The sequence below is a fragment of the Mycolicibacterium wolinskyi genome, assembly GCF_002101965.1.
GTDB classification, from domain to species: domain Bacteria; phylum Actinomycetota; class Actinomycetes; order Mycobacteriales; family Mycobacteriaceae; genus Mycobacterium; species Mycobacterium wolinskyi.
In genome coordinates, this window is the sequence record NZ_LQQA01000029.1 from 462,016 (window position 1) to 484,684 (window position 22,669).

Below are 22,669 nucleotides of genomic sequence, written 5' to 3' on the forward strand. Positions count from 1 at the left end.
AAAAAGTACAACAAACCCCGTTGTCTAGTGAGACTTGATCCCCGTCTTGAGTTCTCGCACCACGTCGAGGTGGGTGTACATGAACTCGGCGGCTTTCTCGTTGTCGCCGCCCTCCAGGAGGTCCAGCAGGTGCAGATGCTCGCGGGCCTGCGTGACGAGACGGCTGCGGTCGGCTTGGTGGTTGTACTCGATCATTCGGCGCATCCGGTTGACCCGGCGGACCGCATCGGCGAGGTAGGCATTGCCCGAACATTCGGCGAGCATCTCGTGGAATGTCGAGTTGTAGCGGAAAAGCTCACTGCGCGAAAGCAATACGATGTTGCCGTGTAGCAGCGATTCCTGCTGGCGGCGATGCAGTGCGAACGCGTCGGGGTCAATGGCGAACCCGGGTTCGCGCAGGCCCGCGGGTTCGATGATGAGGCGGAAACGGTAGCTCTGGTCGTGCGCCTCCTTTGTGGACAGGGCGCGGACGAACTCCCAACCCCGCCCGGCGCGGCGCCGGATCAGATCCTCGGACTCCATCCGGGCGAGCACCAGATTGGCCTGACGGGTGGTGAGGCCGTAGCGCTGGCACAGCTCGGTGGTGGTGAAGTCGTCGGTGAAGCGACCGCCCAGATGATCGTCGATGATCCGGAAGTAGAGCTGCTCGTCCTCGTCGCCGTCGGCGCTCATCGCGACCCGGCCCAGTTCGGAGGCCGGCATGGTGAGGTGGAAGCCCTTGCGTGGCGTGCGCTCGACGAGGCCGATGTCGGCCAGATAGGTCAGCGCGCGGCGCGCCGGCGTGCGCGAGATGTCGAGCGCGTCGGCCACCCACTGTTCCGTCAGGTGGGCACCCGCCTCCAGCTCGTGGTGGCGGATCAGGTCGATGACGCGCATCGCCATCGAGTTGGGCGACACCCGCGTGGACAGCAACCCGCCCGCTCCGCCGCTGCCGGCGGCAAGGCCATTACTGACGATCACGCTGCGCCCCTTTGACCTCGATGTTCTATCTGTCGCGATCGTACAAGCCGGCCGACGCCGGGTGCCGTTTCGTGCTCGGTGTCCAAGAAGGACTCTTGACCGCAGGCTGTGACCTGAGCCATATTGTACTAATCGGAAAATCAGTACACAGCTCGTGAAAGACTCCGCTCATTGGTCAACCGGTTGACAGGGCGACCAATTTTGGAGCACACTTCACCGCATGCGTGACCCGCACCACAGTGCGGCGCTGAGCGAGGAGGCTCACCGGACCGTGTCCACTCAACAGACGACGTCCCTTCACCACACCAAACGCATATCGCCAATGCGGCGGGCGGCCGTGCTGTTCGCAGCACTTGCGACGGCCGCCGGGTTGTCGTCCTGCGGTGTCGCGCAGGATTACTCGGCGACCCAGCCGGAACTGCCGGACTACTACCCGGCGGATTACCCGGCGTTGATCGGGGCGTCGAAGCGCGAGGGCGGAACGCTGACGATCTACTCCAATACCGATCAGCAGAGCTGGGCGCCGATCATCGATGCGTTCCAGGACAAGTTCCCCTGGGTCGGGAGCGTCAACGCCACCAACTTGGACTCCGATGAGGTGTTCCAGCGCGTGTTGTCCGAACAGGCCATCGGCCAGGACTCGGCCGACATCGTGGTAAGCAATGCCGCCGATGCTTGGGCGGATTTCGCTGAACGTCCGGGCACCCTCGTGGAATACACGTCGCCCGAGCTGGAACATCTGCCGGACTTCGCGCAGCCGATGCCCAACGTCTACACGCTGTCGGTGGATCCGATCTCACTGGTGTACAACACCGCGCTGCTGCCGGATGACGAGAAACCGACGAGCATCGCCGACCTCGCCGCGAAGGTCACCGAAGACCCGGAGGAGTTCAACGGCCGCATAGCCGTCCGAAACCCCAAGGGTGCGTTCGGATTCACCGTCACGCGCGCATTCGTCGACAACAATCCCGATGCGGCGTGGGCAGAGCTCGCGAAGATCCTGCCGTTCTCGCAGAACGAAACCTCCACGGGCGGCATGGTGGAGAAGGTCACGTCCGGTGAGTACACGGTCGGATTCTTCATGGGCTCACCGGCTCTCACCGCAGAACAGCGCACCGGGGGCCTGATCAAGGCGGTGTTCCCGACGGACGGCACCCCACTGTTGCGGCGGGGCATCGGAATCGCCAACGGGGCACCGCACGAGGCGACCGCAAAACTGTTCCTCGACTTCGTGATGTCGGAGGCCGGTCAGCGCGCGGTCTCCGAAGGCGGCCTGACCGCCTACCGCGACGGCGTCGAACGCGCCGAGGACGGCGTCGCGACATACCGCGAGGTCGTCGAGTCCGTCGGTGCCGACAACCTGATCTTCGTTCCCTACATCAAGGCCAGTGACGAGGAGATCGACGCGTTCTCCGAACGTTGGCAGTCCCTGCAAGCCGGCTGAGCCGAGATAGTGACGAGACATCATGACCCTCACCACGCCTGAAACCACCACTCCGTTCGTCCGGCCCACACCGGGAGAATTCGGCAGCCCGCGCTACCGCAGGTTCCGAAACATCGGACGCGACACCCTGATCCAGTACGCCGTGTTGGCGATACTCGCGGTGTTCGTTCTGGCGCCCGTACTGCCGACGATCTACCAGTCGGTGATGGACCGCCCGCTGTACGAGGTCGGCGGCCTGTTCACCCTCGGCAATTACGCCAGGCTGTTCACCGAGGCCGGCTTCGGTGACGTCATCGTCAACACCGTCCTGTTCGCCGGGCTGACCGTCATCCTGGCTCAGCTGTTCGCGGTACCGATGGCCATCGTCGTCACCAGGACGAAGCTGCCGCTCGGCCGGTTGGTCGGCGGGTCGATGCGGTGGCCCTTCTACATCTCGTCGTTGCTGTTGGGGTTCGGCTGGATCATCCTTTACGGGCCAGGCGGATTCGTCAGTGTGCAGGCCCGTGAATTTCTCGGGTTCGTGCCGTGGAACCTCTACTCGATCCCGGGCATGGCATTGACCGAGGCGGTCGCGCTGGCGCCCATCGCGTTCACGTTCTGTGTCGGCGCACTCAACCAGTCCGACAACTCGCTGGAGTCCGCCGCACAGGTGTGCGGCGCAGGCCCGGTGCGCATCCTCTGGTCGGTCGTGGTGCCGATGCTGCGCCCGCCGATCGTCTACAGCTCGGTCCTGATCATCTCGATGTCGATCGAAACCCTTTCCGTGCCACTGCTGTACGGCATGCCCGCCGACATCTCCGTGTTCTCGACCTTCCTCTACACCAACGGCCTGCAATCGATCGACCCCGATTACGGCGTGCTCGGCGCGGCGTCGGTGCTGATCCTTCTGGTGACTGTCGGGCTGGTCGCCATGCAGGCGAAGCTGTTGAAGAACTCGCAGCGGTTCGTCTCCGTGCGGGGCAAGGCCACCCGTCCCCGGGTCTTCGACCTCGGCTGGATCAAGTGGATCTCGGTGGTCTTCATCGGCATCTACCTGATCGTCGGCGCACTGCTCCCGTTGGCGGCGTTGGTCTTCCGGTCCTGCACTCTCGTGCTGACACCGCTGAAGTCGCCGTTCTCGACGCTGACCTTCGAGAACTACCGGCCCATCTTCAGCTACACGTCGTACTACATGTCGATCATCAACAGCATCGTCATCGCGTTCGTCGGCGCCGTGGTGATCAGCGTGCTGGCCATCCTCGCCGTACTCGTGGCGCGGCGGTCGACGATGCGGTTCAACAAGGTGGTCGAGTACCTGGCGCTCGCGCCACAGGCGATGCCCGGTCTGATCGTCGGGATCGGTTTCTTCTGGGCCCTGGCATACTCGCCGGGCTGGATCTCGGGTCTGCTGTCGGGGACAATCTGGATCCTCGTCATCGCCTTCGGTCTGCGGGCGCTGCCCACCGCGTACGGGAACATCTCTCCGCTGCTCATGCAGATCGGCGAAGAACTCGACAATGCTGCCCGCGTCACGGGCGCGGACTGGTTCCGCACCTTCACACGTGTGCTGGGCAAGCTGATCCTGCCCGCGTTCACCGGCGCCTTCATCCTCGTGTTCGTCACGATGATCAAGGAGTACTCACCGGCGGTGTTCCTCGCCAACTCGCAGACGAACGTCATCGGGACTACCGCACTGCAGCTCTGGGCGGAGGGCAATGCCGGATCGGTCGCCGCGTTGGCCACCGTTCAGATCCTCATCACCATCGTCTTCGTCTCGATCGCCACTCGCCTCCTGAAAGGTCACACCTCCAATGCCTGATCTGCGCGTCCGCAACGTCAACAAGACGTTCAACGGCTCACAAGTCCTGCACGACATCAACTTCGAGGTCCGCGACGGCGAGTTCTTCACGCTGCTCGGCCCGAGCGGTTGCGGCAAGTCCACCACCCTGGCCTGCATCGCCGGCCTGGAGTCCCCCGACGAAGGCACGATCGAACTCGACGACTCGGTCTTCTTCAGCAGTGCCACCGGCACGTTCGTCGCACCTGAAAGCCGCAACCTCGGCATGGTGTTCCAGTCCTACGCGCTGTGGCCGCACATGACCATCGCCGACAACCTGGCGCTGCCGCTCAAACTGCGCAAGGTCGCCAAGGCGCGGCGCAACGAGCTCATCGACGATGCGCTCGCGAAAGTCGATCTGCTGCATCTGCGTAACCGCTACCCGCACGAGATGTCCGGCGGCCAGCAACAGCGCGTCGCGCTGGCCCGCGCGCTGGTGTACTCGCCCCGGCTGCTGCTGCTCGACGAACCGCTGTCCAACCTCGACGCCAAGCTCCGCGAGCAGGCCAGGGCCTGGCTCAAGGCGCTGCAGTCAGAGGTCGGTATCACCACGATCTACGTGACGCACGACCAGGAGGAAGCCCTGGCGATGAGTGACCGCATCGCGGTGATGAGCAAGGGCAACATGATTCAGGTCGCCACGCCTACCGAGATCTACGAGCAGCCAGCCGCGCGCGAGGTCGCCGGGTTCGTCGGGAACTGCAATTTCCTCGACGGCAAGGTGGTCGAAGCCACCGGCAGCGAGGCCAAGGTGCAGTTGGAGGCCACCGGCCAACTCGTCCACGCGACCGGGCGGATGGACGTGCATTCCGGCGATGCGGTAACCGTCGCGGTACGGCCAGAACGCGTCACGATCACCGGTGCCGGATATGCCGCCGCAGAAGGGCAGAACGTCGTGCGGGCCAGCGTCAGCAGTGTGCAGTACGTCGGCTCGAAGTACGAATACCTGTTGTCCGTCGGCAATTCCACGATCGCCGCCGACTGCCTCAAGGCCGGCCATCATGGCGAGGTCGACTTGCTGATCGACGCCGAGAACATCTTCCTGTACCCGCAGAAGCAGGTGGTGCCGGCGTGAGCCAGCCAATTGTCACGGTCAACCCGGCGACCGGAGCCGAACTGGCGACGTATTCCGCGATGACCGACAGTGAGATCGGCGCGGCGCTCGACACCGCAGCCACCGCGCAGGTCGCGTGGGCTGCCGAAGACATCAAGACCCGCGGCGAGATCGTGCGCACGGCCGCCGGGGTCTTGCGTGAGCGTGCCGACGAACTCGCGCTGCTCATCACCCGAGAAATGGGCAAACGGCTCGCCGAATCCCGTGCCGAGGTGCACAAGTGCGCCACCGGCCTGGAGTACTACGCCGACAACGCGGCCACCTACCTCGCCGACGAGGTCTACGACACGTCCGCCGACCGCGCGTGGGTGTCATACGAACCCGTGGGTGTGGTGCTGGCCGTGATGCCGTGGAATTTCCCGCTCTGGCAGGTGTTCCGGTTTGCCGCGCCTGCGTTGATGGCGGGAAATGCCGCCCTGCTCAAGCACTCTCCGAACACCACCGGGTCAGCGCTGGCCTGCCAGGAGATCCTGACCGCTGCGGGGTTGCCCGCCGGATTGTTCACCGCGCTGCTCATCGCCGAACCGGACGTACCTGCGGTGACCGAGCGGTTGATCGCGGACCCGCGAGTCGGTGCGGTCACCATCACCGGCAGTGAGCGGGCGGGCAGTGCCGTCGGCTCGATCGCCGGCCGCGAGATCAAGAAGTCGGTGCTCGAGCTCGGCGGTTCGGACCCGTTCATCGTGCTCGCCGACGCCGACCTGCCGCGCGTAGCGACCCTCGCGGTACGGGGCCGTTTCCTCAACGCCGGCCAGAGCTGCATCTCCCCGAAGCGTTTCATCGTCGAGGAGGCCGTCGCGGCGGAGTTCACCCGATTGGTGGTCGAGCAGACCCGGGCCTTGACCGTCGGTGATCCGGAAGCGGCCGACACCGAGGTGGGGCCGATGGCGCGGCGTGACCTGCGCGATGGCGTCGCCGCCCAGGTCGACGCCGCAGTCGAGGCCGGAGCGACGTTGCTGTGCGGGGGAGCGGCCATCGACTCCGACGGGTTCTTCTATGCACCAACGGTTCTCGGGGATGTCGCCCCAGGTATGTCGGTCTACGCCGAGGAGGTGTTCGGACCCGTCGCGAGCATCATCACCGTGGCCGACGCCGACGAAGCCGTCAAGGTGGCCAACGACACCCCGTTCGGCTTGGGTGCCAGCGTATGGAGCGCCGACGTCGGCACCGCCGTCGCAGTCGGGCGCCGGATCACCTCCGGGGCCTGCTTCATCAACGCGATCGTCGCGTCCGATGCCAGGATGCCGTTCGGCGGCACCAAACGCAGCGGGTACGGCCGGGAGTTGGCCGCTCCTGGTATCCGCGAATTCGTCAATGTCCGGACCTGGTGGGCGATGAACGAACCCCCTTCCGTCGCACCTGTTTCCGAGTAACGAGGAGTTTCATCGATGAGCAACACCACCACTCAGGTGCGGGACGGCCGCGCCGCGGCGATCATGCGGCCGTCGGAGATCACCCCGCGGCAACGCGGGGGCGGAGCCCGCACGATTCCCATGGTCAGCCAGCAGGTGGGCGCCAAGGACTTCCTCAACGGCATCACCATGTTCGGGCCCGGCGCAGCGATTCCCGAGCACTTCCACAACTGTGACGAGTCGGTGTTGATCCTGCGGGGCTCAGCGGTCGCCCACATCGACGGGCAGACCTACCCCGTGGCGATGGGCGACACGTCCTTCATCCCGGCCGGAATCCCGCACTTCTTCCAGAACGCCTCAGACACCGAGGAACTGCACATCTTCTGGACATACGCGTCCGTCGACGCCAACCGCACCATCGTTGCCACCGGCGTCACCACCCGCATCGACGAGGAACACGGCACCAGCGTCAGCTGACCGGCACAGACAAGGAGACAAGACATCATGAGCAACACACTGCGGCTCGGCCTGTTGGAGGGCGACGGGATCGGACCCGAAATCGTCCCGGCTTCGGTTGCGGCGGTGGACGCCGCACTGGCCGCGGCAGGCGCGCCGGAAGCCGACTGGGTCACGCTGCCGCTGGGCCGCACCGCCATCGACACCCACGGCAGCCACACGCCGCCCGAGACGCTCGAAGCGCTCGCCGAAATGGACGCCTGGCTGCTGGGACCTCATGACAGTGCCGCCTATCCCGAGCCGTTCAAATCGCAACTCAACCCGAGCGGCACCATCCGCAAGCACTTCGGGCTGTTCGCGAACATCCGGCCCGCCAAGTCATTCGAGGGTGCGAAAGCCGTGGTGCCCGGCACCGATCTGGTGATCGTGCGCGAGAACACGCAGGGCTTCTACGCCGACCGCAACACGTACGCCGGCACCGGCGAGTACATGCCCGACGAGAACACCGCCATCGCGATGGGCATCATCACGCGCGCGGCCGTCGAGCGCATCGCCAAGGTCGCCGTCGACCTCGCCCGGGCGCGCCGCGGCAAGCTGACGATCGTGCACAAGGCCAACGTGTTGCGCCTGACCACCGGCCTGTTCCGGGATGTGTGCCGCGAGGTCGCCGCCGACTATCCGGAGGTCGAGGTCGACGACTACCACATCGACGCCATGACAGTGCATCTCGTGCGCAACGCCGACAAGTTCGACGTCATCGTCACCGAGAACATGTTCGGCGACATCTTGTCCGACCTGGCGGGCGAACTCGCCGGGTCGTTGGGCATCGCACCGTCGATCAACGCGTCGCTGGACCGCGCGATGGCCCAGGCCGCCCACGGCTCGGCACCCGACATCGCCGGACGCAACATCGCGAACCCGATCGCGATGATCCTGTCGGCAGGGATGCTGCTGCAGTGGCTGGGCGCCCGCCGCGATGACGCGACGTTGACGAAGGCCGCGGAACTGGTCGAAGCCGGGGTCCAGGCCACGGTGAAGGCCGGAACCGTCACGCCCGACATGGGCGGCGCGTCCGGCACCGCGGAATTCGGCGCCGCTGTCGCAGCGACCATCAAGGGACTCGCGTGAGTCCACTGATCGCGGTCGTGCACTCCACGCCGGCTTCGATCACGCCCATCGCCGCAGCGTTCGAGGTGGAGTTTCCCGATGCGCGGCTGTGGAACCTGATCGACGACCGGTTGGGGCCCGACGCCGACGCGGCGGGCACCCTGACCCCCGGCTTGCGGGATCGGATGTTGAATCTGATCCGCCACGGCATCTCTGGCGGCGCCGATGCTGTGGTGATGGCGTGCTCGATGTACGGAGAGGTCCGGGACGTCGCCGAAAAACTGTTCGTCACACCGGTGTTCAGTTCGGATGCGGACATGATGGACGAGATCGCCAGGATGGCGCCGCGACGGGTCGCGGTGTTGGCGTCTTTGCCTACCGCGACAGCCGACACCTCGGCGAGGCTGGCTGATCGGTTACAGCGGTCGGGAGTGGATACCGAGGTCGTCGGCGTGTACTGCGAAGGTGCCGCCGCGGCCGCCGCTGCCGGCTGTTTGACGCGACTGGTCGATACGCTGACCGCCGCCGCGGATACCGGCACATTCGACCTGTTGTGTCTGGCCCAGTATTCCCTGAGCCCGGCGGCCGCCGACCTGGCCGCCAAAACCGGTGTGCCGGTGGTCAGCCCGACGCATCTGGCGGCGCGTGCGGTAGCGGCGCGGCTCGCACGATCATGACCGGACCCGTGCTCGGTTGCATTGCCGACGACTACACGGGCGGCACCGACGTCGCCGCAGCGCTGCGCCGGCGCGGGCTGCGCGTGGTCTTGCTGTTCGGCCCGCCCAGCGATGACGTCGACATCCGTGAGTGCGACGCCGTCGTGGTGGCGCTGAAGTCACGCGCCCTCGATGCCGAAGCGGCAGTCAAGATGTCGTTGGCCGCCCAGCAGTGGCTTGTGGACGACGCGCACGTCAAAACCGTTTATTTCAAGTATTGTTCGACATTCGACTCGACCCCGGCCGGCAACATCGGACCCGTCGCCGACGCGCTGCTCGACGCCATGGGGTGCGGTGTGACGGTCATCTGCCCGGCGAGCCCCGAGCACGGCCGCACCGTTTACCAGGGGCACCTGTTCGTCGGTGATCGCCTGCTGTCCGAGTCGTCGATGCGCCATCACCCGCTGACGCCCATGACCGACTCCGATGTGGTGCGTCTGATGGCAGCTCAGACCACGCATGGCGTGGATGGCCTTTCGTGGCAGCATGTCCGGCGCGGCCCGCAGGTGATCGCCGAGGCGCTGCGCAACACCGGTGCACGGTATGTCGTCGTCGATGCCCTGCATGACGGTGACCTCGACGCGATCGCGCACGCGGTCGACGGCATGCGGGTTGTCACCGGCGGGGCAGGGTTGGCCGGCGCGCTCGGTGGTGTGGTCCGTGAGCACGACAACCGTTCCCCGGATGTCACGACGGTGCGGGCACCGGCGGGGCCGGCGGTGGTGTTCGCGGGCAGCTGCTCACGAGCCACGCTCGAGCAAGTCGGCTACGCACGAGAGCATTTCGTGTCATACCGGCTCGATCCTCGCACGGTCGGCACCCCGGCCGAGCTACTGGCACCCGCGCGCGCATGGCTGGCCGAACATCTCGGCAGCCAACCGGTGATGATCTACTCGTCGGCGCCGGCCGGCGAGCGTGGCCCAGCAGATCCCGCTGTTGCCGACCAACTTGAGGCGACGATCGGTGCGCTGGCCAAAGACGCGGTGGACGCCGGGGCGCAACGCATCGTCGTGGCGGGCGGGGAGACCTCGGGCGCGGTGGTCGATGCGCTCGGTATCCGTTCGGTGGTGGTCGACGCCGAAGCCGACCGCGGTGTGCCCTGGTGCAGCACCGCCGACCACGGTGTGTCACTTCTGTTGAAATCCGGCAACTTCGGTGCGGCCGATCTGCTGGTACGCGCCGCGACGGCGGAGGTGCTGGCATGAGTGTTTCCGAGGACATCGTCGAGCTCGGTGCGTCGTTCTTCCGGCGCGGGCTGACGTTCGGCCGGACCGGCAACATCAGTGCCGTCGACACCGACGGGACTGTGCTGTGCACTCCGACGGGTGTCAGCCTGGACTCTCTGCGGCCGGAGACATTGTCACGCATCACGGTGAACGGCACGCATCTGGACGGTCCACAGCCGACGAAGGAAGCGTTCCTGCACGTGGCCCTCTATCGGGCACGCCGGGACGCGCGAGCGGTCGTGCACACCCACAGCACGCATTCGGTGGCGGTGTCGTGCTTGTGTGATGTCGACCGCCGCAATGCATTACCGGTGCTGACCGCGTATTACGCGATGCGGGTCGGGGCACTTCCGCTGCTGCCTTACCACGCACCGGGCGATGAGCGGCTCGGTTCGGTCGCCGAGCTGGCCGCCGCGAAGCATCACGCGTTGCTGCTGTCCAACCACGGCCCGATCGTGGCGGGCGCGGACCTCGCCGGTGCGGCCGACGCGCTGGAGGAGATCGAGGAGACCGCCAAGTTGTACCTGCTGCTCCGTGGCCACGCGGTGAACCCGGTGACCCGCGACGAGGCCCGACGACTAGAGGAGATGTACCGGTGACCACCGTCAATCTGGAGGCTAACGCCGTAACTGGTTGTGGGACCGAGGTTCTGAAGGCGTACGGTGTGCCGGACGCGGACGCTCGTCTGGTCGCCGAGTCACTCGTCACCGCCGACCTGTGGGGCCATCCGTCACACGGTATGTTGCGTCTGCCCTGGTATGTCGCACGCCTGCGGTCCGGTGTCATGAATCCGGTCAGCGACCCGGAAGTGGTGAGCTCGTTCGGCGCGGTCACAGTGCTCGACGGCCGAGACGGCGTCGGACAGATCGTGACGGCCCGTGCCGTGGACGCCGCGGCCGCCGGTGCCGCTCAGCACGGCGTCGCGGTGGTGGCGGTGCGCAACAGCAACCACTTCGGCACGGCGGCGTACTGGACCAGGGTGCTGGCCGAGCGCGGCTGTGTCGGCATTCTGACCACGAACGGCAGCCCGGCCATGGCGCCGTGGGGCGGGTTGCGCAAGATGGTCGGCGCGAACCCATGGTCGATCGCGGTGCCGAGCGGGTCCCACGGAGCGGTCGTGCTCGACATCGCCAATACCGGCGTCGCACGTGGAAAGATCTACGCCGCAAAGGAACGCGGACAACAGATCCCGCAGGGCTGGGCCATCGACGCGGCCGGCTTGCCGACCACAGACCCGCAAGCGGCCCTCGACGGCCTGATCCTGCCGATGGCCGGCCACAAAGGCTATGCGATCTCCTTCATGATGGACGTGTTGTCCGGTGTCCTGACCGGAAGCTCCTACGGCACCGATGTTGTCGGGCCCTATGTGCCCGACCAACGCAGCGGTTGCGGACATCTCGTGCTGGCGATCGACATCGGCGCGATGCTTCCGCCTGACGAGTTCGGCCGGCGCATGGACCACTACATCGACACCATCAAGTCCTGCCCGGCCGCGGGCGACAGCGACGTCCTGGTACCCGGCGAGCTCGAGAACCGGGCCATCGAGCGGGCCGCAGGCACGGTCACGCTGCCCGCGGCCACCCTCGCCGAAGTCAACGCCCTCGCCGACGCTGCCGGCGTCGCGCCTCTCGCAACGGAGTAGCCATGTACACGTTGTTCGTCACCCTCGACATCAGGCCGGACCGGATCGACGAGTTCATCGAAGCGATCACCGTCAACGCCACAGCATCCCTGCGCGACGAGCCGGGATGCCTGGCCTTCGACGTGCACCGCGACGAGAACAACCCCACGCGGTTCTATCTCTACGAGATATACGTCGACGAGGATGCCTTCCGCACCGCGCACCGGGGCGCCCCGCACTACGCCCGTTGGCAGGAAGCGGCGAAACGGTGTGTGGTCGACGGTGGCCACACGAACACCTTCGCGCGCCCCGTCCATCTGGGCGGCATCGTCGCTCCTGGGTGACCCCCAGCTACAGTGGTTGGGTGGGCGACCAATTTGCGCGGATCGAGCAGGCTCCGCGAGAACCGCTGTCCGCCGAGGTGGCCAAGGCGCTTCTGGAGGCGGTCTTCTCGGGCCAGATCCTGCCTGGCACCCGCATGCCGTCGGAGCGTCAACTCGCCGAATCGTTCGGCGTCGGTCGCTTCGTGGTTCGCGAGGCACTCAAGTCGCTGGGCCTGCTCGGCCTCTTGGAGGTTCGCCAGGGCGACGGCACGTATGTACGCCCACCCGATTCGAGCCTGCTGCCGCGCGTCGTCGAATGGGGCCTGTTGGTAGGCGAGCAGCGGACGAGCGACTTGGTCGAGACGCGCAAGCATCTGGAACCGGTGACCGCACGCCTCGCGGCGGAGCGTCGTAGCGAGGCCGACCTCGTCGCCATCCGCTCGCACCTGGATGGCATGCGCGACGCCGGGGACACGGAGTCGTTCGTCGACGCCGACGTCGCCTTTCACCTCGGCATCGCCGCGGCGACCGACAACATCGTGCTGTCGAACATGCTCACCAGCATCGCCTCGCTGCTCAAGGTGTGGATTCGCAACGTCGTCGACGCGGCCGAGTCCCGGGAACCGTCCTACCTCGAACACGTGCCGATCTTCGAGGCGATCAAGGTGCGCGACGGCGACGCCGCCGCAGAAGCGATGGCGGCGCACATGGAAGGCGCGACGTGCCGGCTCAACGCCGCACTTGCCGAGCACGGCAGAAGCCTGCGGCACGACTGACGGATCCAACGTCTCGCTACACTTACCGTAAGTCCAACGGTGAGGGGTTGTGTTGATCAAGGTCATGCAGGGTGTGCGGGTGCTCGAGGTCGCGCAGTTCACGTTCGTGCCCGCGGCGGGCGCCATCCTCGCCGACTGGGGTGCCGACGTCATCAAGGTCGAGCATCCGGTGCGCGGTGACACTCAGCGCGGTTTCATCAACATGGGCGGCTTCGAGCTCGACCCCAACCGCCACCCGCTCATCGAGCATCCCAACCGGGGTAAACGCAGTGTCGGGATTGACATCTCAACGCCCGGCGGGCAGGAGGTGCTCTATGAGATAGCCAAGACCGCCGACGTGTTCCTCACCAACTACATGCCGCAGGCCCGGCAGAAGAACCAGTTCGATGTCGAACACATCCGCGCGGCCAACCCCGACATCATCTACGCCCGCGGCAGCGCCTACGGCGACAAGGGGCCGGAGCGCATGGTCGGCGGATTCGACGGCACCGCATTCTGGACCCGCAGCGGCGTGGGGCACGCCCTGACTCCCGAGGAACTGGGAGGTGCGCTGTCGCAAGGAATCCCGGCATTCGGGGATTCGATCGGTGGCATGAACATCGCAGGCGGCATCTCGGCGGCGTTGTTCCACCGCGAACGCACGGGCGAAGCGCTCGAGATCGACGTCTCACTGCTGTCGACCGCATGGTGGGCCGCCGGTGCGAGCGTCACCCAGGGTATGGAGACCGGTGAGACGATGCGCTCGCTCATGCCGGATTCCATCGGGCCCACGGTCAATCCGTTCCTCGGTAACTATCTGACCTCGGACGGCGGCACCATCAACCTGTGCATCGTGAGCCCCACCGGCTACATCCGCGACGCGTTCGAGCACCTGGGCCTGCCCGAGCTGGCCGACGATCCACGCTTCTCCGACGTGCTTCCACTGATCGAAAACGCCGAGGCGGCAGCTGAACTGATCGCCAAGTCGATCCGCAGCAAGCCCTTCGAATACTGGCGCCGGCACCTCAAGACGATGAAGGGTCAATGGGCGCCGTTCCAGAGCCTGGTCGACCTCAGCACTGACGAGCAGGCCATCGCCAACGACATGATCGTCGAAGTGGAATCGTCTGACGGCGGCAAGCCGTTCCGGGTCGTGCGAGGGCCCGTGCAGTTCAACCACGAGCCGCTCGAAACCACGCGTGCGCCACAAGCTTCCGAGCACACCGAGCTGGTGCTCATGGAGCTGGGAATGGACTGGGACCGCATCGCCGAACTCAAGGACGCCGGCGCGATCGCCTAGGTTTTCTGCCGGCCGACGCACGCGATTGTCGCGCTTACGCCCACGCTTGTCACGCCTACACCCACGCTTGTCACGCTGGAGTGGCTGTCGAAGCCGAGCGCCACTCCAGCGTGACAAGCGGGGCTGTCTCGTCTTGAGAGCCAGAACCTCGCGGCTGCAAACAACTCTGGAGCCGTCGACTGTTGTCGACGACTCCAGAGTGAAAGTTGCCGGTGGGCCCGGCGTTGTGAGGGTTCAGTGAGCGGGGTGCACCGCCCGGCGGCGCCGGTGCAGCAGGGCGGTGAGCCAGCGAACGTCGATCAGCATGTCGGATGGGCCTTTCTCTCAGGCGCTCTTGGTAAGCAGGGGCAGCAACCGGCGGCGAGCCAGGTTGCCTTCGGCGAAGTGATGCAGTGCCTCGGGCACCGATGCGGTCAGCGGAACGCCCGCATCTTCTTGGCGCAGCTCAGCCGCAACGGCCGGGCTCGCGATGACGGCCCAGTCGACGCCTTCGGCGGCGCAGCGGTCGTCGATGTCGTAGAACATCGAAACCGCTTCTGGGGCAAAGTTGTTCACACCGCTCAGATCAAGGGCGAACGGCTTCTCCGCGAGGACGAACCGGCCGACGTACGCGGCGATTCGCTCGAGGTTGCCGTTGTCGATGTCTCCCTTGACCGTCACCACGGTTGCCAGCTGACGGCAATGTGCGCGCATCGAGGCGCCGTCGCAGACGACTGCCGGATTGCCGTATCGAAAATGGTGATCCGAAGCCGGGGTGTTGCTCGTGATAGTCATGATCAGCCTCCCGTCGGTTTCTAAAGCTGGCGGTTGGGCTTCGTCGCTTCAACCTGTCCACAACGCTAAGCGGGCAATCTAAGGCGGCTGGGAGCTGCCGATAATGCTTTGCTAAGAACATCGGCCGTACTGGTCGGTAGCTCTTTCCTGATTTCTTCGCGCAGGTCGCGGTCTTGACGTCGGCGCAGAAGCTGGTCTAGCGTGACCGCCATCACGAATTGAAACGTTTCAATCCTGAAGGCGGCTTAATGACTGTCCCAACCGCACCGAAGACGCAGCGGGTGTGCTTCCTCCTTCAGCTCCGGCCGGACAGGATGGACGAGTACCTCACCATCCATGAGAAGGTGTGGCCCGAGATGCTGGATGCGCTGACCGCGGCGGGGTGGCGCAACTACTCGCTCTTCGTGCGGGAGAGCGACGGCCTGGTCGTCGGCTACCTCGAAACCGACGACTTCGCGCTCGCGCAGAAGCGGATGGCCGAGACAGACGTCAACGCCCGCTGGCAGGCCGAGATGGCCGAGTACTTCGTGAGCGGCGACAAGCCGGACGAGCAGATGCGGCCGCTGTTCGAGTACTTCCACCTCGACTGACGCCCCGAACCACCTCCATACCCTTTCAACCCGAGGAAACCCATGAAGCTCGGAGCGCGCTCCACCACCGGCTGGCGGGCCACCATCGCGGTGGCCATGTCCAACTACATCGAAGCCGGCTCGATCATCGCCATCGCGACCAGCCTGGGTTTCTGGCAGGCCGAGTTCGGCATCAGCAATTTCGCCGTCGGCCTTCTCGCCGCGCTGAGCGCCAACGCGTTCGGTGCCGCCATCGGCGCGATCCTCGGCGGACCGCTCTGCGACCGCTTCGGCCGTAAGGCGATCTACACCTATGACCTGCTGGTGTACATGGTCGGCGTGTTGCTGGCCGCATTCGCGGTCAACTACGTGATGCTGCTGGCGGCATTCGTCATCACCGGCATCGCGGTCGGCGCCGGTGTACCGGCGTCCTGGACATATATCGCCGAACAGGCGCCGTCGACGGATCGTGCCAAGCACGTAGGCACCGCACAACTGGCCTGGTCGACGGGTCCGCTGATCGGTTTCGCACTGGCCGCCGCGCTTGCGCCACTCGGTCTGCTCGGTTCCCGGTTGATCTTCATCCACCTGTTCGTCGTGGCCGCCGTGGTGTGGTGGGTTCGCCAAGGCCTCGTCGAATCGAAGATCTGGACCGACGAGGCCAAGGTCGAACCACGCGAGGTGGCCTCGGCGGTGGGCCTGCGCGGGCTGCGTGGACTGTTCTCGAAGCGGGTCAACATCACGGCCCTGTTGTTCTTGGGCGGTATCTATCTGTTCTGGAACACCGTGGCGGGGCAGGCCGGCATCTTCATGCCGCGTGTCTATGACACCGCCGGTCTGCACAGCCCGGTCGCCCAGAACCTGCTGCAGGTGCTGGTCTGGGGTTGCACCGTGGTGGCCACGTATTTCGGCTTCATGCGCTACGCCGATCGGATGTCGCAGCGCCTGCTCTATGTGATCGGCGCGGCGCTCGGCATCGTCGCCTGGATCGTGCTGGTGGCATTCACCGACAACGGCGTTCCGACGATGTTGGTGTTCGCGGTGCTGTGGGGCATCTCGTCGGGCATCGGCGCGCAAGCCTTCTACAGCCTGTGGGCCAGCGAACTGTTCGCGACGCCGTACCGGGCCAGCGCCCAGGGCGTGATGTTCTTCGTCGTCCGCACCATGACCGGCGTGCTGAGCTACTTCTTCCCGACGCTGCTGGCCGCCACCGGCCTGACCGCCGTCGGTGTCCTGCTGGTCGCGCTGCTCACCGTCGCCCTGCTGATCGGCGCGGTCTGGGCGCCGGCCACCCGCGGGAGGACACTGCAGGAAATCGAGGTCGAACGCTACGGCGCACCCGTGAGTGATTCGAAGGAAAGGACCCCGGCATGAGTGCCATCAGCCTGCATCCGGCGCTGGACAACCTCGCGATCGAACTGCCGTCCTGGGCGTTCGGCAACTCGGGTACCCGGTTCAAGGTCTTCGGCACCCCGGGAACGCCGCGCACCATCGAGGAGAAGATCGCCGACGCCGCGACCGTGCACCGCCTGACCGGATTGGCGCCGAGCGTCGCGCTCCACATTCCGTGGGACACGGTCGACGACTACGCGGCGCTGGCCGCCTATGCCGCCGAGCAGGGCGTCGTGCTGGGCACGATCAACTCCAACACCTTCCAGGACGACGACTACAAGTTCGGCAGCCTCACCCACACCGACAAGGCAGTCCGGCAAAAGGCCATCGACCATCACCTGGCGTGCATCGAGATCATGAACCACACCGGGTCGCGTGATCTCAAGATCTGGCTGGCCGACGGCACGAACTACCCGGGCCAGGGCGACATCCGGGGCCGGCAGGATCGATTGGCCGAGTCGCTCGCGTCGATCTATCAGCACATCGGGCCCGATCAGCGAATGGTGCTGGAATACAAGTTCTTCGAGCCGGCCATGTACATGACCGACGTGCCGGATTGGGGCACCTCGTACGCGCAGGTGAGTGCGCTCGGTGAGCGGGCCATGGTGTGCCTGGACACCGGACACCACGCGCCGGGCACCAACATCGAGTTCATCGTCGCGCAGTTGCTGCGGCTCGGAAAGCTCGGATCGTTCGACTTCAACTCGCGCTTCTACGCCGACGACGATCTCATCGTCGGTGCGGCCGACCCGTTCCAGCTGTTCCGCATCATGTTCGAGGTGATCCGCGGCGGCGGGCTGGATGCGGGCTCGGGCGTCGCCCTGATGCTCGACCAGTGCCACAACGTCGAAGCCAAGATCCCGGGCCAGATCCGGTCGGTGCTCAACGTGCAGGAGATGACGGCCCGCGCCCTGCTGGTCGACACCGAAGCGCTGGCCGCCGCGCAGGAGGCCGGAGATGTGCTTGGCGCCAACGGAATCTTCATGGACGCTTTCTACACCGACGTCCGTCCGGCGCTCGCACAGTGGCGCACCGACCGCGGCCTGCCCGGCGATCCGATGGCTGCGTTCACCGCATCGAGCTACCAGAACACCATCAACGCCGAGCGCGTCGGCGGAACGCAATCCTCCTGGGGAGCATGAACATGACCAATGAGACCGTCACCGAACTGATCGGCCGTTCCAACCGACTCGGATCCGATCCCAAGAACACCAATTACGCCGGCGGCAACACCTCGGCCAAGGGCACCGACATCGACCCCGTCACCGGCCAGCCGGTAGAGCTGTTGTGGGTCAAGGGATCCGGCGGAGACCTCGGCACACTCACCGAGAAAGGGCTCGCGGTGCTGCGGCTGGACCGCATGCGAGCGCTCGTCGACGTGTATCCCGGTGTCGAGCGCGAGGACGAGATGGTCGCGGCGTTCGACTACTGCCTGCATGGGCGCGGCGGCGCCGCACCATCGATCGACACCGCGATGCACGGCCTCGTCGACGCCGATCACGTCGACCATCTGCATCCCGACTCGGGTATCGCCCTGGCGACGGCCGCCGACGGCGAGGCTTTGACCAAGCAGATCTTCGGAGATCGCGTGGTGTGGGTGCCGTGGCGACGACCCGGTTTTCAGCTCGGCCTCGACATCGCCGAGATCAAGCGTCGTAACCCGCAGGCGATCGGCACCATCCTCGGCGGACACGGCATCACCGCGTGGGGCTCGACTTCCGCTGAGGCCGAGGCGCATTCGCTGGAGATCATCGAAACCGCCGAGCGCTACATCGAGCAGAACGGACGTCCCGAGCCGTTCGGTGCTCCGCTGCCCGGTTACGGCCCGCTGCCCCAAGATCAGCGCCGCACCAAGGCCGCCGAACTCGCGCCGTTCATCCGCGGGTTGGCCTCGACCGACAAGCCGCAGGTGGGCCACTACACCGACGATCCGCGCGTCCTCGAATTCCTTTCGGCCGCCGAACATCCCCGATTGGCCGCGCTCGGCACCAGCTGCCCCGACCACTTCCTGCGCACCAAGGTCAAGCCGCTCGTGCTCGACCTGCCCGCCGATACGCCGATCGACGAATGCAAGGCCCGCCTCGCCGAGCTGCACGAGGCGTACCGCGTCGACTATCAGGCGTACTACGACCGGCACGCCGCTGCCGACAGTCCCGCCATCCGCGGTGCCGACCCGGCGATCGTCCTGATCCCCGGAGTCGGCATGTTCAGCTACGGCAAGGACAAGCAGACCGCCCGGGTGGCAGGCGAGTTCTACCTCAACGCCATCAATGTCATGCGCGGCGCCGAGGCCATCTCGACCTACGCGCCCATCGACGAGTCGGAGAAGTTCCGCATCGAGTACTGGGCGCTCGAGGAAGCCAAGCTCGCACGGATGCCCAAGCCCAAGCCGCTGGCCACGCGCATCGCGCTCGTCACGGGTGCGGCCTCGGGTATCGGCAAGGCCATCGCGACTCGGCTGGCCACCGAGGGGGCCTGCGTCGTGATCGCCGACCTGAACGGCGAGAAGGCCGCCCAGGCCGCTTCAGAAATCGGGAACAGCGATGTGGCCATCGGGATCGCCGCCGATGTCACCGACGAATGCGCGGTGCAGGCTGCTGTCGGCGCGACAGTGCTCGCCTTCGGCGGTATCGACATCGTGGTCAACAATGCCGGTCTGTCGCTGTCGAAGTCGCTGCTGGACACCACGGCCGAGGACTGGGATCTGCAGCACAACGTGATGGCGCGTGGGTCGTTCCTGGTGTCGAAGGCCGCTGCGCGTGCGCTCATCGACCAGAAGCTCGGCGGCGACATCATCTACATCTCCTCGAAGAACTCGGTGTTCGCCGGGCCCAACAACATCGCCTACTCGGCGACGAAAGCCGATCAGGCGCACCAGGTTCGGCTTCTTGCGGCCGAGCTCGGCGAGCACGGCGTGAAGGTCAACGGCATCAATCCCGACGGCGTGGTCCGCGGTTCGGGCATCTTCGCCGGCGGCTGGGGAGCCAAGCGTGCGGCGGTGTACGGCGTCGCCGAAGAGGACCTCGGCAAGTACTACGCGCAGCGCACCCTGCTGAAGCGTGAGGTGCTGCCCGAGCACGTCGCCAACGCCGCGTTCGCGCTGTGCACGTCGGACTTCTCTCACACCACCGGCTTGCACGTGCCGGTCGATGCGGGTGTCGCCGCGGCATTCTTGCGATGAGCACGCAGGTAGCTGCCGTCGATCTCGGCGCCACGAGCGGCCGAGTCATGGTCGCCGACATCGACGGCGACCGGTTGGACATGCGCACCGTCGCACGGTTCTCGAATGATCCGGTGCGCTTGTGGGACGGCACGCGAAATGCGTTGCACTGGGACATACCCGGCCTGTACGGGCACGTGGTGGACGGGCTGACACGCGCCGGCCGCGAATGTGACCACCTCGTCGGAATCGGCGTCGACTCGTGGGCCGTCGACTACGGCCTGTTGCGGGACGGCCGCCTGCTGTCGCAGCCGACGCACTATCGCGACGCACGGACCGAGCGCGGTGTCGAGCTCGTACACGACGTTGTCGGTATGCCAGAGCTCTACCAGCGCAACGGCATCCAGTTCTTGCCGTTCAACACGGTCTACCAGCTCGCCGTCGAGCGTGCTGAGGGCATGCTCGAGCAGGCCGACACCGTGCTGCTGGTACCCGATCTGCTGACGTACTGGCTGACGGGGGAGCGGGTCGCCGAACGGACCAACGCCTCGACCACCGCACTGCTGGGATTGGACGGTTCCTGGGACCGCGAGCTTATGACGCGGCTCGGGTTACCGCACGTGTTGTTCCCCGATGTCGTGGACGCAGGCAGCAGCCGAGGTCCGCTACTGCCTGAGGTTTCCGCACAACTTGGTCTGCAAACCGAGGTCGTGTCGGTAGCGTCGCACGACACCGCGTCGGCCGTCGCCGCGATCCCCATGGACGCCGAGCAGGCGGCCTACATCTCATGCGGCACATGGGGTCTCGTCGGTGTCGAGCTGAGCAGCCCGGTCGCCACCGAGGCCAGTCGGACCGCCAACTTCACCAACGAAGTCGGCGCTGACGGCCGTATCCGCTTTCTGCACAACGTCATGGGCATGTGGCTGCTCAGTGAAACCCTCCGGCAGTACGAGCGTGACGGCCATGACGTCGAACTCACCGATCTGCTCGAACGTGCCGCGCACGTGCCGGCACCGCAGGAGGTGTTCGACACCAACGATCCACGGTTCCTGCCGCCCGGCGACATGCCCGCACGCATCGTCGACTGGTACACCGAACGCGGTCTTCAAGCGCCTGCCGATCCCGCGCGCATGGTGCGCGCGATCCTCGAAAGCCTCGCTGCGGCATTCGCCTCGGCGGTGTGCACCGCCGCCGAGCTTTCCGGGGTGACCGTCCGCACGGTGCACATGGTCGGCGGCGGCTCGCAGAACGAGTTGTTGTGCCAGCTTACCGCGGACCGGTTGGGCATGCCGCTGCTGGCCGGGCCGGTCGAGGCGACTGCGCTGGGCAACGTGCTGCTCACCGCCCGCGCGCAGGGCATCGTCAGCGGCGGCTTGACGGAGCTGCGCGAACTCGCCTCCCGATGGTTCCCGCCACGGCGGTACGTGCCGCGGACCAGTCGGGCCGCCGCCATGGTGTGATGGTGCACGTGGTGAGCATGCGCGAGGTCGCGGCGGCGGCGTCGGTGTCGGTGGGCACGGTCTCGAACGTGCTCAACGCCCCGGACAAGGTCGCGCCGGCCACCGTCGCGCGGGTGCAGGCCGCCATTGACCGCCTGGGTTTCGTGCGCAACGACGCCGCGCGTCAGCTCAAGGCGGGACGGTCGCGAAGTGTCGGACTGGTCGTGCTCGACATCGGCAACCCGTTCTTCACCGACATCGCGCGGGCCGCCGAACGCCGCGCCGGTGAACACGATCTGACCGTGCTCCTCGGCACGTCGGACGACGACACCGACCGCGAACGCGCCTATATCGACGCCTTTGACGAGCAACGTGTCTTCGGGCTGCTGGTGTCTCCAGTCGGGGAAGACCTGCAGCGGTTGACCGCGCTGCACGAGCGTGGAACACCTGTCGTCCTGGTGGATCGTGACGGCAGCGGCACGCCGTTCGACTCCGTCGCCGTCGATGATGTGGCCGGGGCACGGCTCGCCGTCGAGCATCTGTGCGCCACCGGCCGACGCAGGATTGCGTTCGTCGGCGGCCCGGGCACATTACGCCAGATCCGCGACCGCCGCCGCGGAGCAGCCGAGGCCATCGCCGAAATCCCCGGCGCGGAACTGGAAATCATCGACACCCCGGCGCCGAGCGTCCAGGCAGGCAGCGCGGTGGGGGAGCAGTTGCGGCAACGCGCTCCGCGAGACCGGCCGGACGGGGTGTTCTGCGCCAATGACCTGCTGGCGATCGGCGTGCTGCAGGCGCTGAGTCTCATCGGTGGGTTGCGGGTCCCCGACGACATGGCGCTTGTGGGCTACGACGACATCGACTTCGCGCGTTCGGCGGTCGTCCCGCTGACATCGGTCCGGCAGCCCACTCGCGCGATCGGCTCCACGGCCGTAGACCTGCTGATCGCCGCATCGGAGGATTCCGTGCGTCGCCGGCCGAAACATGTGGTGTTTCAACCGGAATTGATTGTGCGAGGGTCGACAGGTAGTTGAGCGCGGCGGCTGGCTCGGCGCTATCGCCGTGCCCGGCTATTAGCGACAACGTCGCTGAAATCGACTCAACAGCAACATGTGTCACGCCAGTCGGGGTCGCCGAGCGGTATT

The 22,669-nt window shown here is 66.2% G+C and carries 21 protein-coding genes; 19 read left to right on the plus strand and 2 right to left on the minus strand.

Annotated features, from left to right (window positions below; translation table 11 throughout):
• Window positions 1–24: 24 nt before the first annotated feature.
• Complete coding sequence (locus AWC31_RS23395) at window positions 25–960, minus strand: GntR family transcriptional regulator (protein WP_207626408.1); 936 nt, start codon at window positions 958–960, stop codon at window positions 25–27.
• A gap of 220 nt (window positions 961–1,180) precedes the next feature.
• On the opposite strand from AWC31_RS23395, the gene AWC31_RS23400 reads away from it, so the two are divergent.
• The 13 genes from AWC31_RS23400 to AWC31_RS23460 all read left to right on the plus strand — a co-directional run bounded on the left by AWC31_RS23400 (window position 1,181) and on the right by AWC31_RS23460 (window position 14,190).
• A complete protein-coding gene (locus AWC31_RS23400) occupies window positions 1,181–2,404 on the plus strand; it encodes an ABC transporter substrate-binding protein (RefSeq protein WP_085146296.1) in 1,224 nt (407 codons plus the stop codon).
• 22 nt (window positions 2,405–2,426) lie between these two features.
• Window positions 2,427–4,202: an ABC transporter permease gene (locus AWC31_RS23405; RefSeq protein WP_085146297.1), complete on the plus strand. Its 1,776-nt coding sequence runs from the start codon at window positions 2,427–2,429 to the stop codon at window positions 4,200–4,202.
• The gene (locus tag AWC31_RS23410) at window positions 4,195–5,295 is read left to right on the plus strand and encodes an ABC transporter ATP-binding protein (protein ID WP_085146298.1); all 1,101 of its coding nucleotides are present in this window, start codon (window positions 4,195–4,197) and stop codon (window positions 5,293–5,295) included. The genes AWC31_RS23405 and AWC31_RS23410 overlap by 8 nt, the downstream gene beginning before the upstream one ends.
• Window positions 5,292–6,707: an NAD-dependent succinate-semialdehyde dehydrogenase gene (locus AWC31_RS23415; RefSeq protein ID WP_085146299.1), complete on the plus strand. Its 1,416-nt coding sequence runs from the start codon at window positions 5,292–5,294 to the stop codon at window positions 6,705–6,707. The genes AWC31_RS23410 and AWC31_RS23415 overlap by 4 nt, the downstream gene beginning before the upstream one ends.
• 15 nt (window positions 6,708–6,722) lie before the next feature.
• Window positions 6,723–7,163, plus strand: coding sequence for a cupin domain-containing protein (locus tag AWC31_RS23420; protein WP_085146300.1), 441 nt, complete (start codon window positions 6,723–6,725; stop codon window positions 7,161–7,163).
• Between the two features lie 27 nt (window positions 7,164–7,190).
• Entirely contained in the window at window positions 7,191–8,270 is a 1,080-nt protein-coding gene (locus AWC31_RS23425) for an isocitrate/isopropylmalate dehydrogenase family protein (protein WP_085146301.1), read from the plus strand.
• Window positions 8,267–8,926 carry an aspartate/glutamate racemase family protein gene (locus tag AWC31_RS23430; RefSeq protein ID WP_085146302.1) on the plus strand — a complete coding sequence of 220 codons (660 nt, stop codon included), beginning with the start codon at window positions 8,267–8,269 and terminating at the stop codon, window positions 8,924–8,926. The genes AWC31_RS23425 and AWC31_RS23430 overlap by 4 nt, the downstream gene beginning before the upstream one ends.
• Entirely contained in the window at window positions 8,923–10,170 is a 1,248-nt protein-coding gene (gene otnK / locus AWC31_RS23435) for a 3-oxo-tetronate kinase (protein WP_085146303.1), read from the plus strand. The genes AWC31_RS23430 and otnK overlap by 4 nt, the downstream gene beginning before the upstream one ends.
• Complete coding sequence (gene otnC / locus AWC31_RS23440) at window positions 10,167–10,790, plus strand: 3-oxo-tetronate 4-phosphate decarboxylase (RefSeq protein ID WP_085146304.1); 624 nt, start codon at window positions 10,167–10,169, stop codon at window positions 10,788–10,790. The genes otnK and otnC overlap by 4 nt, the downstream gene beginning before the upstream one ends.
• Window positions 10,787–11,833, plus strand: a complete 1,047-nt coding sequence (locus tag AWC31_RS23445) for an Ldh family oxidoreductase (protein WP_085146305.1) — start codon at window positions 10,787–10,789, stop codon at window positions 11,831–11,833. The genes otnC and AWC31_RS23445 overlap by 4 nt, the downstream gene beginning before the upstream one ends.
• Before the next feature lie 2 nt (window positions 11,834–11,835).
• Window positions 11,836–12,156: a putative quinol monooxygenase gene (locus AWC31_RS23450; RefSeq protein ID WP_085146306.1), complete on the plus strand. Its 321-nt coding sequence runs from the start codon at window positions 11,836–11,838 to the stop codon at window positions 12,154–12,156.
• A gap of 20 nt (window positions 12,157–12,176) precedes the next feature.
• The gene (locus AWC31_RS38160) at window positions 12,177–12,911 is read left to right on the plus strand and encodes a FadR/GntR family transcriptional regulator (protein WP_085146307.1); all 735 of its coding nucleotides are present in this window, start codon (window positions 12,177–12,179) and stop codon (window positions 12,909–12,911) included.
• Window positions 12,912–12,975: 64 nt separating this feature from the next.
• A complete protein-coding gene (locus AWC31_RS23460) occupies window positions 12,976–14,190 on the plus strand; it encodes a CaiB/BaiF CoA transferase family protein (protein WP_085146386.1) in 1,215 nt (404 codons plus the stop codon).
• Window positions 14,191–14,514: 324 nt separating this feature from the next.
• Here the strand turns inward: AWC31_RS23460 and AWC31_RS23465 are convergent, their stop codons facing one another.
• Window positions 14,515–14,964 carry an STAS domain-containing protein gene (locus AWC31_RS23465; protein WP_067858331.1) on the minus strand — a complete coding sequence of 150 codons (450 nt, stop codon included), beginning with the start codon at window positions 14,962–14,964 and terminating at the stop codon, window positions 14,515–14,517.
• A gap of 248 nt (window positions 14,965–15,212) precedes the next feature.
• On the opposite strand from AWC31_RS23465, the gene AWC31_RS23470 reads away from it, so the two are divergent.
• Genes AWC31_RS23470 through AWC31_RS23495 form a run of 6 tightly spaced genes read left to right on the plus strand, consistent with a single transcriptional unit; the run spans window position 15,213 to window position 22,558 of the window.
• Window positions 15,213–15,554 carry an L-rhamnose mutarotase gene (locus AWC31_RS23470; RefSeq protein ID WP_085146308.1) on the plus strand — a complete coding sequence of 114 codons (342 nt, stop codon included), beginning with the start codon at window positions 15,213–15,215 and terminating at the stop codon, window positions 15,552–15,554.
• Window positions 15,555–15,596: 42 nt separating this feature from the next.
• Window positions 15,597–16,907 (plus strand): MFS transporter, encoded by a 1,311-nt coding sequence (locus AWC31_RS23475; RefSeq protein WP_085146309.1) that lies wholly within the window; start codon window positions 15,597–15,599, stop codon window positions 16,905–16,907.
• Entirely contained in the window at window positions 16,904–18,067 is a 1,164-nt protein-coding gene (gene rhaI, locus AWC31_RS23480) for an L-rhamnose isomerase (protein ID WP_085146310.1), read from the plus strand. Before AWC31_RS23475 ends, rhaI begins: the two co-directional genes overlap by 4 nt.
• Before the next feature lie 2 nt (window positions 18,068–18,069).
• Entirely contained in the window at window positions 18,070–20,106 is a 2,037-nt protein-coding gene (locus AWC31_RS23485) for a bifunctional aldolase/short-chain dehydrogenase (protein ID WP_085146311.1), read from the plus strand.
• Window positions 20,103–21,545 (plus strand): rhamnulokinase, encoded by a 1,443-nt coding sequence (locus tag AWC31_RS23490; RefSeq protein ID WP_085146312.1) that lies wholly within the window; start codon window positions 20,103–20,105, stop codon window positions 21,543–21,545. The genes AWC31_RS23485 and AWC31_RS23490 overlap by 4 nt, the downstream gene beginning before the upstream one ends.
• A gap of 17 nt (window positions 21,546–21,562) precedes the next feature.
• Window positions 21,563–22,558: a LacI family DNA-binding transcriptional regulator gene (locus AWC31_RS23495; protein ID WP_085146387.1), complete on the plus strand. Its 996-nt coding sequence runs from the start codon at window positions 21,563–21,565 to the stop codon at window positions 22,556–22,558.
• The last annotated feature ends 111 nt before the right edge of the window (window positions 22,559–22,669 follow it).

Bases quoted from the DNA above. Each gene is read 5' to 3' on its own strand.
- AWC31_RS23400 (WP_085146296.1), top strand. From the start codon at position 1,181: ATGCGTGACCCGCACCACAGTGCGGCGCTGAGCGAGGAGGCTCACCGG.
- AWC31_RS23405 (WP_085146297.1), top strand. From the start codon at position 2,427: ATGACCCTCACCACGCCTGAAACCACCACTCCGTTCGTCCGGCCCACA.
- AWC31_RS23410 (WP_085146298.1), top strand. From the start codon at position 4,195: ATGCCTGATCTGCGCGTCCGCAACGTCAACAAGACGTTCAACGGCTCA.
- AWC31_RS23420 (WP_085146300.1), top strand. From the start codon at position 6,723: ATGAGCAACACCACCACTCAGGTGCGGGACGGCCGCGCCGCGGCGATC.
- AWC31_RS23425 (WP_085146301.1), top strand. From the start codon at position 7,191: ATGAGCAACACACTGCGGCTCGGCCTGTTGGAGGGCGACGGGATCGGA.
- otnK (WP_085146303.1), top strand. From the start codon at position 8,923: ATGACCGGACCCGTGCTCGGTTGCATTGCCGACGACTACACGGGCGGC.
- otnC (WP_085146304.1), top strand. From the start codon at position 10,167: ATGAGTGTTTCCGAGGACATCGTCGAGCTCGGTGCGTCGTTCTTCCGG.
- AWC31_RS23450 (WP_085146306.1), top strand. From the start codon at position 11,836: ATGTACACGTTGTTCGTCACCCTCGACATCAGGCCGGACCGGATCGAC.
- AWC31_RS23460 (WP_085146386.1), top strand. From the start codon at position 12,976: ATGCAGGGTGTGCGGGTGCTCGAGGTCGCGCAGTTCACGTTCGTGCCC.
- AWC31_RS23465 (WP_067858331.1), bottom strand. From the start codon at position 14,964: ATGACTATCACGAGCAACACCCCGGCTTCGGATCACCATTTTCGATAC.
- AWC31_RS23470 (WP_085146308.1), top strand. From the start codon at position 15,213: ATGACTGTCCCAACCGCACCGAAGACGCAGCGGGTGTGCTTCCTCCTT.
- AWC31_RS23475 (WP_085146309.1), top strand. From the start codon at position 15,597: ATGAAGCTCGGAGCGCGCTCCACCACCGGCTGGCGGGCCACCATCGCG.
- rhaI (WP_085146310.1), top strand. From the start codon at position 16,904: ATGAGTGCCATCAGCCTGCATCCGGCGCTGGACAACCTCGCGATCGAA.
- AWC31_RS23485 (WP_085146311.1), top strand. From the start codon at position 18,070: ATGACCAATGAGACCGTCACCGAACTGATCGGCCGTTCCAACCGACTC.
- AWC31_RS23490 (WP_085146312.1), top strand. From the start codon at position 20,103: ATGAGCACGCAGGTAGCTGCCGTCGATCTCGGCGCCACGAGCGGCCGA.
- AWC31_RS23495 (WP_085146387.1), top strand. From the start codon at position 21,563: ATGCGCGAGGTCGCGGCGGCGGCGTCGGTGTCGGTGGGCACGGTCTCG.